The sequence below is a fragment of the Flavobacterium crocinum genome (genome assembly GCF_003122385.1).
Classification (GTDB): Bacteria; Bacteroidota; Bacteroidia; order Flavobacteriales; family Flavobacteriaceae; genus Flavobacterium; species Flavobacterium crocinum.
Genome location: NZ_CP029255.1, coordinates 169961 through 183669 on the forward strand (window position 1 = coordinate 169961; position 13709 = coordinate 183669).

The window sequence follows — 13709 nt, forward strand, 5'->3', positions numbered from 1 at the left end:
TTTGTTAGAAACCTACCTGTAAGCCTATAACACAAGTAACAGGTTCCGGATAATCACTAATTTCTTTTTCTGGGCTGTAAGACTGATAATCTGTAAGGGTAACCAAATTACTTCCTGTAACATAAAGTCTCATATTACTTAAGCCTAATGGTTTCAGCGTACTTTCAGGGAATTTAAATCCAACAGAAACGTTTTGCAAACGAATGTATGAGGCATCTTGCAATCCTAAAGTATTAATGTATGGCGGATCATTTCCGTCTCTCGGTCTCGGCCAGTTTCCTCCCGGGTTTTCAGGTGTCCAATAATCTTGTTTGATTCCGTTTTTAACCCCTCTTAAAGAACCTCCACGAACATAATCATACAAGAATAAGTTGTCTCTCGTAACACCCTGAACGGTATAAATATCTGCTGAGAAATCAAATTGTTTGTATTCTAAAGCCAAAGAGAAAGTTCCGAACCAATCCGGCATTTTAGAAGTAATCACTCTGTCCTGATCCGGATTTGGATTCGCTCCGTTTGACGGATCGGCATCCCACAATTTTATATCTCCCGGATACAAAGTTGTTCCTGTAACCAATGGAATATTTTCACCTTCCTGATAAATTCCAACTGCTTTATATCTATAATACACGTCAATTGGTTTTCCAATGAACCATAAGTTTCCAACGGCATCATCTTCTCTTCCGTCACCGTCTGCATCTTTTCCGTAGATGCTTACAATACTGTTTTTGTTTTTAGTAAACGTGGCTCCCAGATTCAGTCTAAAATCTTTTGTTTTAATTACATCGCCATTCAAAGTCACTTCCAAACCTTTATTGTTGACTTTTCCAATATTAGAAAGTTTGGTCGTGTAACCTGTATTCGCGTTAAGCGTTTCATAAATCAATAAATCTGAAGTATCGGTATTGTAAACCTCAACTGTTCCATTCAATCTATTTTTGAATAAACCGAAATCGGCAGCAAGGTTTAATTGTGTTGAAGTTTCCCATCTTAAATCCGGATTCGATAATTGTGAACCCGGTACATAACCCGAAACTTTTACACCATTAATAATGTAATCTCTCTGTGTCGCTGTCGCCATACTCTGATATGGATCTTTCGGCTGGTTACCTACTTTACCATAACTTGCTCTTAATTTTAAGTTACTTAAAACCGGAACATGTTCTTTCATGAATTCTTCGTTGGTAACATTCCAGGCTGCATTGACAGCCGGGAAAAATCCCCATTTATTATTGGCTCCAAATACTGAAGATCCATCAGCTCTTCCTGAAACTGTGAAATAATATTTGTTATCAAAATCATATTCTAATTTTCCTGCAAAAGAAATTAACGATCTTTCATTACCTCCAATTTCAGGCGTATTTAAGAAAGCACTTTCTAAACCATAAATTCCCAGAATATCACTTGGAATTCTGCTTGCTGAGTTTCTAAAATCATTGTATTCTGATGAGGTAATCTCGTAAACTCCGGTTACGTTAAAATGATTTTTTTCGGCTACATTTAAATTATAATGCAAAATATTACTCAATTGATACTCTACATTATCCTGAAAACGAATATAACCGCTTCCTTGTCCTGAATTAGCAATTCCCGAAAGTGACTTTGAAGTATTGAAAGACATTGCTTTGTAATTCCACGATCTTCGGCTGGCATTCATTTTATAAGTAAAACCTTTTGCCAGATTAATATCCAGAAACACATTCATGATATCGTTACGATTTAATTCATTTGTATTGGTTTCGTAAACATCGATCAACGGATTTGGTGTTTCCTGAATTCCTCCAGGTAAATAACGGAAAGAGCCATCTTCATTGTAAACCTGACCTAACGGTGATGTATTAATCGCATTATTTAAAATGTTACCCACATTCGGGCGATTAGATTCAGAAAACTGAAGCGAAACATTCATTCCCACTTTCAGCCAGTCTGTAATTCTTTGATCGACATTTACTCTCATTGCTACTTTTTCGTAATCCGAATTCGGAACTACTCCTGAAGTATTAATATAGTTGATACTAGAAAAAATACTCGTTTTGTCTGTTCCAGATGAAATACTAACACTATGGTTATTGGTTACTCCGGTTCTTAAAACCAGTTTTTCCCAATCGATATACTTTCCGGACTTAACAGATTCCAGTTCCAATGGTGTAAAAACCTGATCGTCTGGCCGGTAAACTCCACCATTACTTGTTCTGTATGCTTCTCTTTTTAACTGAGCAAATTCTTCTCCACTGTAAACATCAAAATTCCTGTTGATTGTCTGAATTCCCGAAAAGCCATTATAAGAGATTTTTGCTTTTCCTGTTTTTCCTCTTTTGGTTGTAATTAAGATTACACCATTTGAAGCTCTTGCACCATATATAGATTGAGCAGCGGCGTCTTTCAGAATTTCTAAAGAAGCAATATCATTGGCATTAATATCATTAATATTTCCAATTACGATTCCGTCTGCAATTACGATTGGCTCGTTGCTTCCGTTAATGGATTTTTTTCCTCTAATTTGGATTGAAGAAGAACTTCCCGGTCCTCCGTCAGCTAAACTTACCTGAACTCCGGCTGCTTTTCCACGAAGCATTTCCCCAACATCAGAAGTGGCTACTTTGGTCATATCGCCCGGTTTTACCGAAGCTACAGAACTAATTACGTCACTTTTCTTTTTGGTGCCATAACCTACAACAATAATTTCGTCTAAGGCTTGCGAACTTGGTTTTAAAACCACTTTTAGGTTTTTCTTGTTTTCAGTATCAACTGAAACTTCATCCATTCCGATAAAAGAAAATACAAGAATACTTTTTGGGGCAGTACTAATGGTGAAGTTACCGTCGAAATCGGTTTGGGTTCCTTTTGTGCTTCCTTTTACGTGAACGTTTACCCCAGGAAGAGGTAATCCGGCATTATCGACTACTTTTCCGGTAATCGAACTTTCTTGTGCATTGATTGTGGTAGAAAAAATACACATAAACAGTAATAAAACTAGTTTTAGATATTTTCCTTCACGGCAAAACATCTTTACAGGTTTGTTTTGTTTCATAAATTAATTTTTTGGTTAGTTAGATAGAAATCAGTCATGATTTATATTGCAAATGTGATTATTAAATGACGGTTTTAGGGGAGAAAAACATTCGCATTTAGGGGCGTGAATGTGTTTATTTGCGAATTTCATCCTTTCTGAAGCCTTAAAAAACGGGATTCGTAATATAAACCTTAAAAAATTGTGAGGTGGTTAATTTTAAATTTAAAATCATTTTAAGTACAAAATTTAAAATGCAAAACTTTTAAATAGGCTGAAAGCCTAAAAGCAAAAAAAGTAGTGCAAAGCACTACTAAAAAACACAACCCCACAAAATTACCCTGAAAGGGTGTTATCATGAATATAGAGAACTATCAAATTGCTGTCGCCCTTACAGGGCTAGATTATGAATTGCTCTTTTTACTCATGATGCGATGCATAATGCTATTGCTTTTTGCTCTTTCAGAGCAGATTTATAGCTTAAAATTACTTTAATTATAAAATCTCTGGCCAATAGAAAACGTAAAGTCCGCAAAGCATTGTAAAAAAACTTTGTAGACCATGAAAAAAATAAGCAACAGATTATCAGGATTAACACAGATTTTTAAAATCCTTTTAATCATAATAATCTGTGGCTAAAAACTTTGCTATCGGTAGCTATAGGGATTGCGGTTAAACTTTACTCTGAGTTCCTTTATACTCACTCGGAGACAAATTATAAAACTTCTTAAACTCTTTGCTAAAATGTTTTCGATCATTAAAACCAACCATATAGGTAACTTCTGAAACCGAATAACTCGTATTAGCTAAAAGACTCGCCGCTTTCTTTAAACGCATATTTTTAATAAGGCCAGCCACAGACTGATTGGTCAGCGTTTGCACTTTTTTATACAAAACAGTTCGGCTCATACCTATTTCATTCACTAAATCATTTACATCAAAATCGGCATTGTCCAGATTGGCTTCGATGATCTGAATTAATTTTTTTACGAATTGTCCTTCCGGCGTATTTATATTTTCTTCTTCAGCATCTGCAATAAAACCTTCGCCGTATTTCTGACGCATGATTTCTTTGGCCGATAATAAATTGGTAATCGTCAGTTTTAATTCTTCAATACTGAAAGGTTTCGAAATATAAGCATCGGCACCGGTCGAAAGTCCTTCGATTCTATTTAAAGTCGAAGATTTTGCCGTCAGTAAAATAACCGGAATATGATTTGTATTTTGACTTGTTTTTAAGATTCGGCACAACTCAAAACCATCCATTTCCGGCATCATAACATCGGTTACGATTAAATCCGGAATTTCTTTTTCCATGTATTCCAAAGCTTGTATTCCATCAGTAAATTTCAAAACCTTATAATCAACGTATAAAATATCGTAGACAAAAGAGAGCACTTCTTCGTTGTCTTCAATCACTAAAACAGTCTTTTTAGAAGTATTTTCGGCATCATCCGGATATTCCGGTTCGTAAAGATGAATTTCGGTTTTAACATCCGAAATAGGATTCGCATTTTCTTCAATCTTAACGGAACTTTCTACAATCTGCGATTTTTTAAAATGATCTTTTCCTTTCTTTAAAGTAATCGTAAAAATGGTATTGAAATTAGCATCGGCTTCTGTCTGTACTTTTATTTCTCCGTGATGCAGTTCTACAATGCTTTTACTTAACGCCAGACCAATTCCGCTTCCTAAATTGGCGCTTCCACGCTCGTCCAGCTGAAAAAAGTTCTTAAAAATTTTCTTTTTCCTGTTTTCGGGAATCCCAATACCGTTGTCTTTAACTTTAATTTCGATAGCATCAGAATCTTCTTTTTGCTCGACAGCCAAAGTAATTCGGCCATTTTTACTCGTAAACTTAAAAGCATTCGAAAGCAGATTGTAAATCACTTTTTCCATTTGGTTTTTATCGAAATAAATTAAAGCCGTATTGATATTCAAAACAAACTTGTAATCGATCTTTTTCTCGACAGCAAAACCACGGAACGACTCATAAATATCAAAACAAAACGAAACAATATCCTGCTGTTCGCAATAGATTTTCATGCTTCCTTTCTCGGCTTTTCTAAAATCCATTAATTCATTTACCAATTTTAGTAATCGATCCGAATTGTTTTTGATGACTTTCAGTTTATGTTCCAGATTCGAATTCTTTTCGGCTCCGTTTAATAATTCTTCAACCGGTCCGCTTATCAAGGTCAACGGCGTTCTAATTTCATGCGAAACATTGGTAAAAAAATCCAGTTTCATTTTATACAATTCTTCCTGTCTTTCTTTCTCAACCTGTTCCAGATAATAAGCTTGTTTTAATAATTCTCGGTTTCTTAAAAAACGGAACAATAAAACTCCGGCTCCGGCTAATAAACCAAGATAAACGATATATGCCCACCAGGTTCTCCACCATGGCGGAAGCATAATAATTTTTAAAGTTTTAACAGACGGATTCCACTCTCCGCCTCCGCTTGACGTTTTGATTTTTAAAGTATAAGTTCCTGAATTGAGATTCGTTAAATTGATATAATGTTGTGAACCTATCACATGCCATTCGTCTTTATTAAACGAACTTTCCAGTTTATAAGCATATTCACTTTTCTCAGGCGAAATAAAATTCATGGCGCTGAATTCAATTCCGATATAACCCTGATCGTGTTTTAAAGTAATTTCAGAAGTTTCACTGATGCGTTTTTCCAATGAAACCCCTTTATTTCCAGGTCTGATTTCTTCGTTATTCACTATTAGTTTCGTCAGGACAATCGGCGCTTTATCTTCGGTTTTAATCAATTTTGAAGGATTAAAGAGTACCAAACCATTTGAACATCCAAAAACCAATTCTTTGGAATTGAGTTGTAAACTGCAATTATTAGAAAACTGCTTTACTTTCAATCCGTCTTTAGACGAAAAAGAAGTAATTTCAAAATCCGAAATCCTAAAAGTCGGACTTAACTTTTTGGTTTTTAACTTATAAAGCAAATTATTATCGCTAATCCAGATATTTCCTTCTGAATCTTCTGAAATGCTTTTGATGGTTTCATCTGTAAAACCCATTGAGCGATTGATTTCGTAGAAACGGCCCTTCTTTTCGTCAAATAAATTTACGCCTCCGCTTTCTGCACCAATCCAGAATCTGTTTTTAGAATCGGTAAACATGACGGTAAGACTATTGTTGGATAAACCACTTTTTGAACCAGCTTTAAAAACTCTTGTAATGTGTTTTAGCTTTTTATCAAAATAATTCAAACCATATTGTGTGGCAATCCAAAGTCCGTCTTTTCGGTTTACCAAATCGGTAATAAAATTATCGCTGAGCGAATTCGAACTGCCGTCTGCCATATAAATTTCGACCGTTCCGTCTGGCATTACTTTTTTCAATCCGTTTCCGTTGGTTCCCACCCAAAGATCTCCGTCATCCATTAATAAAGACGTAATCGGACGTTCTCTTTCTTTGGAATCCTTTCGCGAAAGCGAGATAAACTGAAATGTTTTACTGCCTTTATTAAACTTAAATAATCCGTTGAAAGTCCCACAAAACAGATTTTGCTCGTTCTGATTCACCAAAGCCGTAATCATATTCACGCTTTTATCAAAATCATATCCTTCAATCTGATAAGTGGCATTTCTGTTATTTCTAAAATCAAAATAATTTAGACCTCCGCCATTTGTCCCAACCCAAAGCGTTCCGTCATTCTCGCGTGCAACAGCATTCACAAAAGCGGTATTTAATCCGAAATTTGGTTTAACCACTTCTCTGATGTTGGTGAAATTGGCATTGGTTTTCTGAAAAAGATTGACTCCTCCTCCATTCGTCCCAATCCAAATATCATTATGACGGTCTTTCAAAAAGCATTTTACATCATCGTCAGAAAGGCTGTAACTTTCCAGAGGATTGTGTCCGTATTTGGTAAACTGATTTCTGTCTTTTTTGTAAACACACAAACCGTTTTTTGTAGCAAACCAAATCGTATTATTGTCCACAGCGACAATATCATTTACCCAGTTTGAGGATAAACTATTTTTGTTACTTGTATTGAGCAGATAATTTTTGATAACACTTTTATCGACATCAAAATGAAAAACGCCATTGGCTTCGGTTGCAAACCATAAATCGCCATTTTTTTCTTTGATGACTTTCCAGATTTTAGATTTAAGCAAAGCTTCATTTTCTGCCAAAGCTTTTGGAAGTGTTTTTTTCGAACCGTTTTTTGGATCAAAACATTCTAATCCTTTAGAAGTTCCTACCAAAACGCCATAATTACGATCATAAAACAAAGACAAAACCCTGCTTTTTCTGAATGGCGAATTATGATCGTTTGAAATTTCTTCCAGCAAATATTGCTGTCTGTTAAGGCGTTTGATTCCGCCAAAAGTTCCAACCCAAATTCGGTTTTCGTCATCCTGAATTATAGAAGAAATATAATTTCGTCCGCCCTTTATTTTCTGAACATCAATACGTACAAAACTTCTTTCGTTTTTATTAAAAAGATTCAGTCCGTTATTCGTTCCAATCCAAAGTTCTTTCTGATTGTCTTCCAGAATTACATTGACATGATTATTACTGATGCTGTTTAGTATGTCTTTATTGTAAACATATCGCAGGAAATCATATCCGTCATAACTAATTAAACCATTCGCCGTTCCAATCCAGATAAACCCTTTTTTGGTCTGATGAATACTCGAAATCATACTCTGCGAAAAACTGGTATCATAGTTAATATGATCAAAGTACAAATCGGAACTTTGAGCAAATGAACTGACAGTCGTTGCAAAAAATAGAATAAAACTTAAAATGTAGTTTTTGATGCTTTTCATAAACAAAATAGAATAAACGCCCGAGTAATTTAATTTCAATAAACCTATGAAAAAAATCAATCGAATGCACTGCAAAATAGCGCTATTGCAAAAAATAAAGGAGGGAGTTTTTTCTTTTTAAGGGGTGTAGATGTACTTTTCGTCCTAATTTTTCAGAGTAGTTTTTTAATTTGGAGCTAATTCCAGCTATCCGCTATATCTTTTTGTTGTCTCGTTTTTATTTTACGAGACCACAAAAGGATATCGCTCCTATCTGGGCTAGGGCAGTCATTTTAAAAAGTCCGTTTTTATTGAATTAAAATTAGAAAGCTGAGATATCCATTTTTAATTTATATTTAATGAAAAAATTTAAAGCAAACAACGACCTAAATGAAAAATAGAATTTTAGTCTCTTTTCTTATCATTATATTAAGTAGCATTATTTACTTCATTGTAAATGGTTATATGATCAAATATGATATTGAAAATAAAGGCAAAAAATCTATTGGCAAATTTGTTCTTCAGGACAATTATGGCAAAGGACAGTTAAACTATTTCATTTTTTATATCGACGGAAAGAAATACAAAGCAAATGGGGGAAGATCTCCAGAAGGATTTTCAAAAAACACAGGGAAATTTTACAAAATCATTTATTCTGAAAAGTATAAAGGGCACATAAAAGCTTTATTTAATGAACCAATCACAGATACAGTCATTATTTTAAAAGCAGGTTTTTCCAAAGAAGAAATAAATAACAACTAGCTTAAAAACAATAAAATTTTCGTCATAACAATAATCCCTTTCACTATTTCTTGTAATCTTTTTTATAACTGATTATTATATAAGTTAAATGTTTGAAACTTTTCACCCACCAGATATTGAAAATTCAGATTCTATTAAAAAAGCAAAACCAACTACTCTATCTTTCGGTTCTGAAAGCAAAGACATAAACAATGATCGATTATAAAACATTTCTGAAAAGCAAAATAGATCCAAATTGCGGAATATCCGAATTTATCTTAGATTCAGATATCTCCCTTTTCTATGATTATCTAAGTAATGACAAAATTAAAACTTTAGAAAAAGAATATAATAATCCTAGAATACACAATTATCAATTGAAGATATGGGATAGCGTTATATTGATTTTTAATCGTCAAAAGCTTTTAAAAAGTATTATCATAAAGGACAGTCATATTAATTTTGAAGACTATTATATCGGGATGAAATTTGAGGAAGCAATGACTCGCACTACCTCATTTTATAATGTCGATGATGATGAGGATTCGATTTTTCACGTTTTATTTAAAGGAATAAAATTCAATTTAGATATAGATTTACATGACGAACTATTTATAGGATCTATCGAAGTTTTTGATTTTACTAACATAGAGTATATATAGTTCTGTTTTGCTAAGACGAGCCACTCCCAAACCCGATCGCTCGGATATATCAACGCAACGATAGCGTGGAAATTCTTTCCGTGCACGCAAAGAGCGTCGACAAAGATTAGAAAAAGAAAAACTCGCCAAAAGCGTTTTTTTTTATTTATAAAGCTTTGATAAAAAGTTGAGGTATCCATTTTTAATTTATATTTAATCAAAAAATACGGTTCTGTTTTTTCGAAACTAAACATGCAACAATTAGAAGATATAATACAATACGTTTCCACTAAAAACAAAAGAAACCTCTTTACCTTTTTGACAGGAGCTGGACTTTCTTCAGAAAGCGGCATTCCAACTTATAGAGGTATTGATGGTATTTGGGTTAAAGGAACAAAATTTCATAAACCAGAAGAATTTGGAACTTTTAAATACTTTAAAGAACATCCCGAAGAAGTCTGGCAATATTCTTTGTTTAGAAAGAAAATGTTTCAAAATGCCAAACCAAATGAAAGTCATTACGAATTGGTTGAAATTGAAAACATCCTGAAAGACCGATTTCATCTTATTACCCAAAACATTGATAATTTACACCGACAAAGCGGAACCGAAAGAATTTTCGAAATTCATGGCAACAATAGAGAAATAAAATGTTCGAACGGCTGTAAAGAAATCGTAAATCTACCTGAAGAAATAAAAGGAAAAGAAATTGACGAAGATCTGACGGAAAGAGAAATAGAACTTTTAAAATGTCAAAGTTGTGGAAGCTGGATGAGACCAAATATTTTATGGTTTGATGAATATTATGATGAGAAAACCAATAAAAAATTCAGTTCTTTAAAAATTGCAAAAAATTCGGGAATACTATTTATTCTGGGGACTTCGGGCGCAACAAATCTCCCGATCGCAATTGCAGAAACTACTTTAAAATATGGCGGAACTATTGTTGACATCAATATAGAAGACAATCAATTTACCGCTTTGATAAAGGATAAAAAGAATAAAATTATCATTCGTAAAACATCGACTGAAGCTTTAAAGATGATAAAGGAAATGATTAAAATATACAACTGACTTAAAATACGACCATGTACAATTTAATACTTTGCGAAAAAGCAACCGGAATCATCCTTGAGCTTGATGGAAAAACAAGATTCTTAAAAAGTGAAACAAATTCAAGACCCTTTTTATCTTTTGAAGATATTGAAGATGCAGAAAATAAAGCTAATAATTTGATTAGTAAAAATGATAATTTAGAAATTGGAATGTATGATTCTAATTGGAATTTTATAAAAAGCTTTTCTAATTAATAAATAGCTTCCTTATCTTCAATCAATCCCAAAATTTTCCCATAAGCAATCGCTGCTTTATGAACCTGAACTGTCCAGTCTTCAGCAGCATTATCATCAGCGCCGTCTGAAATGTATTTTAAACATAAAAAAGGAATATTCTCTTTCATGGCAATCATGGCTAAAGCATATCCTTCCATATCGACCACTTGATAAGCATCTGAACAATGCCCCATTTCGAAATTATCTCCCGTTCCGCAGATCCCTTCCTGAAGATTATCCATTTTTAGTCCATATTCTAAAACTGGAGGCAAACCAGAAAGCGGTGTTTCATACAACGCAAAACCTAAACCACGAACATCCATGTCTCTTTGCACAAATTTGGTACAGCAGATTACTTCTCCTTTTTGAAAACAACTGCTTCCCGCCGATCCCAGATTTACGATGACTGCAGGTCTTTTATTTTGTATGGCTTTAGTTAATTCATAAGCTGCATTTACTTTTCCTATTCCGGTAATTAAAACGTTGTGTCCTTTAAAAACTTCAGCTGCTTCAGATTCAAGAGCAAATAAGAATAATATATCTTCGACAGCAAAAGATTCTGTCTGATTAATTTGTATCATGCGTAATTTAATTTTCGGTTTACAAAAATACATTTAAAAAGTTACTTGGCTCGAACCTAAACTTAAAATCCAAAAAACACGTTAAATTCTGCTTTCTATGCTGAATTTTGTTTTTTTAAAAATACTTTTGTTAGAAACAGTAAAAAGAGTTTCTATCCTTAAAAAACAGAAAGAGAACCTGCATGGATAATGAAAAATTTATTTTCTGCCTTGAAGGCGTTAAAGATATAGAAGATCATACCCCAACACATGTGGTTAAATGTCTTGAGGAATTGGCAATTGACCAGGGCATTTCGAGCATTCATAAAACTTGTGATACTATTGAAGGCCTTGAAGAAAGTCTTAATATTTTACTTTATGAAGATCATAATTTTAAAGATTATGAAATCATCTATCTTGCCATGCCGGGTCAGGAAAATAATATCTGTCTTCACGATTATTATTATAGTATAGAAGAAATCGCCGAACTTTTTGAAGGAAAAATGAAAGGAAAAATTATTCATTTTGCCAATCTTAAAGTTTTGGATTTAAATGAAGAAGAATCACAATATTTTCTGGATATAACCGGAGCAAGAGCCATTTCGGGCTATGGATCTACTTATAACAAAATTGCAAGTTGCAGTACGATTGATAAAGCTTTTTTTAGTTTGTATCAGGAAAACGATAACTTGATTGAAGTGGTCGAAGACCTTTATGCCAAACATTATAATCTATGCAAACTGCTTGATTTTAGATTATACTATTAAAATGAAAAAGAAGCACGCTGAGAAAATAAAGACATACAGTCCATCAGGATTTCGGGAGAAGTTTCTGGGAGAAGATAATCCCATACATTTACTTTTCAAATCCAATTCGGATCATTTTTTCTGTTTAGAAATTGAGGAAATCATGCAAATGCAGCATCCTGTTCCGCCTTCTAAACATTCTTGTCACACTTTAATCTTTATTTCTTCGGGACAACATGTAATGAAATTAGGGCATCAGGAATACATCACAACCGATAATGAAATGATTATGGTTCCTGCCGGGCAGATTTTTTCTCTTGAAAATGTCAACAACATACACAAAGGCTTTATCTGTCAGTTTCATCCCGATATTTTAATAAGAAAATATGGGAGCCGTGAACTGCTGAATGAATTTGATTTCTTAAAAATTTCAGGAAATCCGAAAGTTAGTCTTCCTCAGGAAGATATTGGTTCGATTGTCAATATTTTAGAAAGATTGAAAAAAGAATATTCTGAAACTGCATTTACAGATCTTAATATTGTGCAATCCTATTTAATTACTCTTTTTTATGAAATGAATAAATATGCAGTGAAAACAGCAAAAGGAATTTCGGCTGCTGAGGTTATTACAGCCAAATTTAAAGAACTTATTCACGATCATGTAAAAAGCCAGCATCAGGTCAACTATTATTCCTCTCTGTTAAGCGTTACTCCTAATCATTTGAATAAATGTGTCAAAACGGTAACAGGTAAATCAGCCGTAAAATGGATTGATGAAAACATATTATTAGAGGCCAAATATTTACTTTTCCAAACCACTCTTTCTGTAGGTGAAATCGCAACTCGAGTAGGTTTTGAAGATCAATCTTACTTTAGTCGTTTCTTTAAAAAAGCAGAAGGAATTTCACCAATCCGTTATCGAAAAATGATTGATAAGTCCTAATTATTGAATAGTACATCCTAACAAATTAGTTTATGTTTTTCAGAAATTTGCGTCTTGAAAAAAATGCAAATTATGATTTATGTTTTTAAAACTTCCGTTGATAGCCACGCTAAATTTGAGTTGGCATCTTTATTACTAGATCAATTATTGCCTGAATCTAAGTGGAATTTTGATCTTGAAGACTGCGATAATATTTTAAGAATCGACAGCGAACTTGATATTCCGAATCTAATTCTCAACAATGGCATTTTTGATTGTATCGAATTAGAATAAATTATCCCTCAATCTCTTCACAAAATAATATGGAAACCAAATTATATCAAAACCGAACTTTTGATACCGTAGATTACTCTGATCAGAGTTTATCGAATGTAGAATTTGTAAACTGCGAATTCCTTAACTGTAACTTTTCTAAAAGTGATTTAAGTCATAACGATTTCTTAGATTCCACTTTTAAAAACTGTAATCTTTCATTGGCAGTTCTTAAAAACACTGGTTTGAAAAACATCAAATTTATAGGTTGTAAACTAATGGGATTGGATTTTAGCGCCAGCAATAGTTTTTTATTCTCCATGAATTTTGAAGACTGTCTTTTGGACTACTCTACTTTCATTTATAAAAAATTAAAGAAAACCAACTTCACAGATTGTTCACTCAAAGAAACCGATTTCTCGAATACGGATTTGTCTTTAGCTGTTTTTAAAAACTGTGATCTTTCCGGTACCACTTTCGTGGAAAGTATTTTAGAAAAAACTGATTTCAGAACTTCCAGAAATTATGCTTTTGATCCTTCAGAAAATAAAATTAAAGGAACTAAAGTTTCGTACATTGCACTTGCGGGATTACTGGAGAAATTTGATTTAGTTATTGAATAATTTAAAAGTTCTTCTTTTAGAATGATCATAAAAACAGAAAGCGGAATACAATTTAACTTGTAATCCCGCTTTTCCTA

11 protein-coding genes are annotated in these 13709 nt (G+C 33.4%); 8 read left to right on the forward strand and 3 right to left on the reverse strand.

What is annotated here, in order from left to right:
• Positions 1 to 4: 4 nt before the first annotated feature.
• Positions 5 to 3031 (reverse strand): SusC/RagA family TonB-linked outer membrane protein, encoded by a 3027-nt coding sequence (locus HYN56_RS00865; RefSeq protein ID WP_109190460.1) that lies wholly within the window; start codon positions 3029 to 3031, stop codon positions 5 to 7.
• Between the two features lie 651 nt (positions 3032 to 3682).
• A complete protein-coding gene (locus tag HYN56_RS00870) occupies positions 3683 to 7816 on the reverse strand; it encodes a hybrid sensor histidine kinase/response regulator transcription factor (RefSeq protein ID WP_109194692.1) in 4134 nt (1377 codons plus the stop codon).
• 369 nt (positions 7817 to 8185) lie between these two features.
• Here HYN56_RS00870 and HYN56_RS00875 point away from each other — a divergent pair, with 369 nt between their 5' ends.
• The 4 genes from HYN56_RS00875 to HYN56_RS00890 all read left to right on the forward strand — a co-directional run bounded on the left by HYN56_RS00875 (position 8186) and on the right by HYN56_RS00890 (position 10487).
• Entirely contained in the window at positions 8186 to 8557 is a 372-nt protein-coding gene (locus tag HYN56_RS00875) for a hypothetical protein (protein ID WP_146194554.1), read from the forward strand.
• Between the two features lie 191 nt (positions 8558 to 8748).
• Complete coding sequence (locus tag HYN56_RS00880) at positions 8749 to 9198, forward strand: hypothetical protein (RefSeq protein ID WP_109190462.1); 450 nt, start codon at positions 8749 to 8751, stop codon at positions 9196 to 9198.
• A gap of 231 nt (positions 9199 to 9429) precedes the next feature.
• Positions 9430 to 10251, forward strand: coding sequence for an SIR2 family NAD-dependent protein deacylase (locus tag HYN56_RS00885; protein WP_109190463.1), 822 nt, complete (start codon positions 9430 to 9432; stop codon positions 10249 to 10251).
• 14 nt (positions 10252 to 10265) lie between these two features.
• On the forward strand, positions 10266 to 10487 hold the full coding sequence (locus tag HYN56_RS00890; RefSeq protein WP_109190464.1) for a hypothetical protein: 222 nt from the start codon (positions 10266 to 10268) through the stop codon (positions 10485 to 10487).
• Here the strand turns inward: HYN56_RS00890 and HYN56_RS00895 are convergent.
• Complete coding sequence (locus HYN56_RS00895; protein WP_109190465.1) at positions 10484 to 11089, reverse strand: 5'-methylthioadenosine/S-adenosylhomocysteine nucleosidase family protein; 606 nt, start codon at positions 11087 to 11089, stop codon at positions 10484 to 10486. The two genes, HYN56_RS00890 and HYN56_RS00895, sit on opposite strands and share 4 nt — an antisense overlap.
• 182 nt (positions 11090 to 11271) lie before the next feature.
• Between HYN56_RS00895 and HYN56_RS00900 the strand changes: the two genes are divergently transcribed.
• From HYN56_RS00900 to HYN56_RS00915, 4 genes are all read left to right on the forward strand, one after another.
• Positions 11272 to 11835: a DUF6642 family protein gene (locus HYN56_RS00900; RefSeq protein ID WP_109190466.1), complete on the forward strand. Its 564-nt coding sequence runs from the start codon at positions 11272 to 11274 to the stop codon at positions 11833 to 11835.
• 1 nt (position 11836) lies between these two features.
• Positions 11837 to 12757, forward strand: a complete 921-nt coding sequence (locus tag HYN56_RS00905; RefSeq protein WP_240622640.1) for a helix-turn-helix domain-containing protein — start codon at positions 11837 to 11839, stop codon at positions 12755 to 12757.
• 63 nt (positions 12758 to 12820) lie between these two features.
• Complete coding sequence (locus HYN56_RS00910; protein ID WP_109190468.1) at positions 12821 to 13030, forward strand: hypothetical protein; 210 nt, start codon at positions 12821 to 12823, stop codon at positions 13028 to 13030.
• A gap of 29 nt (positions 13031 to 13059) precedes the next feature.
• Entirely contained in the window at positions 13060 to 13632 is a 573-nt protein-coding gene (locus tag HYN56_RS00915; RefSeq protein ID WP_109190469.1) for a pentapeptide repeat-containing protein, read from the forward strand.
• The last annotated feature ends 77 nt before the right edge of the window (positions 13633 to 13709 follow it).